At 43.4% G+C, this 1,382-nt stretch carries 1 protein-coding gene; it reads left to right on the top strand.

Going from position 1 to position 1,382, the window contains the following annotated elements; translation table 11 throughout:
- Positions 1–103: 103 nt before the first annotated feature.
- Positions 104–1,382 (top strand): ISLre2 family transposase (locus K6V48_RS11595; protein WP_222369851.1); only part of this gene is annotated, 1,279 nt, incomplete at its 3' end.

Below are 1,382 nucleotides of genomic sequence, written 5' to 3' on the forward strand. Positions count from 1 at the left end.
GTTAGTGTAAAATAATTCTCGGAAAAACGTTTACAGGTTTTCAAAACAAAAAAAGTCCTATATCCTAGGAAATGCGTAAATAACCTAGAAGGATATAGAACCTATGACTATTGTAACAGAGATTTGTGAAATTTTAAAGAGGAGTGTTCATTTGGCTGATTTTGACAAGGGTGTCATGCAGTTGATGAGCCAAGTGATGACGGACTCAGTGACAGAAGCCTTAGAGCGTTTGGATAGGGACATCATTCAGCCTTATTTGGTGGATGGTTGGGAGATAGATCGCTTAGAAGAGCGACAGTTTACCTTTCTGTTTGGTAAGGTGAGTTTTTATCGTCGTCGATTGCGAAAAGCAGGGCAGAAGAGTTTTCTCCCTTTGGATAAGGCAATTGGTTTGAATCCCAGGGAACGGTATAGCCCTAATTTTAACGAGAAACTCAGCCTTTTAACAACAGGGATGACCTTTCGTCAGGCCTCTACGAGCTTGGAGCTATTGACGGACATTAAAATGAGTCATCAAGGGATTCACAATCTGGTTCAACGGGTTGGTGAGAAGCTATTAGCCAGTCAAGTTGAGCCTGAAGAGACTGAGTTGAGACGCCCCGAATTTCTCTTTATAGAAGGTGATGGCGTCTGGATTGGCAGTCAAGACAAAGGCAAACATTTGGAGTTGAAACGAGGCTACATTCATGAGGGTGTGAGCCGAACTGGTAAGCGTGGGGAGCTGATTAACCCGGTTTATTTCGGCTGTTTTGGGAGTAGTAAGGATTTGTTTACCCAAATGAGCGACTATCTTCAGACGCATTATGACCTGAGACATACGGTGATTATTGCTAATAGTGACGGTGGTTCCGGCTATGAAGCCGACAAGTTTGAAGGCATACTTGGGCGTTACAAGAGCTTTGATTACTGTCTTGATTCCTACCACGTCATGAAGTACGTTACAGGCAAGCTAGGTTTTGATAAGGGCTTGTTAGAAGCGGTTCGGATGAGTGTGAAGGCTTATGATTGTGAGCAATTGACCTTGATTTTTGACACGGCAGAATCTGTTTTAGAAGATGAAAAACAGCTTGAAAAGCTCTTAGCTGTCAAGTCTTATTTGACCAACAATTGGAAGGCAATTAAGCCCCTAAAATTGCGTAATTTGGGCATTAGCGACGGTGTTGGAACCTGTGAAGGCGGACACCGCTATTACAGCTATCGCATTAAGAAACAAGGGCGAAACTGGCGAAAACAAGGAGCGAGTCATTTGGTTGCCATTATGACAGCTCAGAAGAATGGGACTTTTGAAGCATTGTATCGTAGCTCTAGCCCACATCAAGCCTTTAGTGATGACCTTGTCATCAGTATGCGACAAGTGCTCAAAAAGCTACAGCACGAGCCAC

The sequence above is a fragment of the Streptococcus suis genome, assembly GCF_019794555.1.
GTDB classification, from domain to species: domain Bacteria; phylum Bacillota; class Bacilli; order Lactobacillales; family Streptococcaceae; genus Streptococcus; species Streptococcus suis_AB.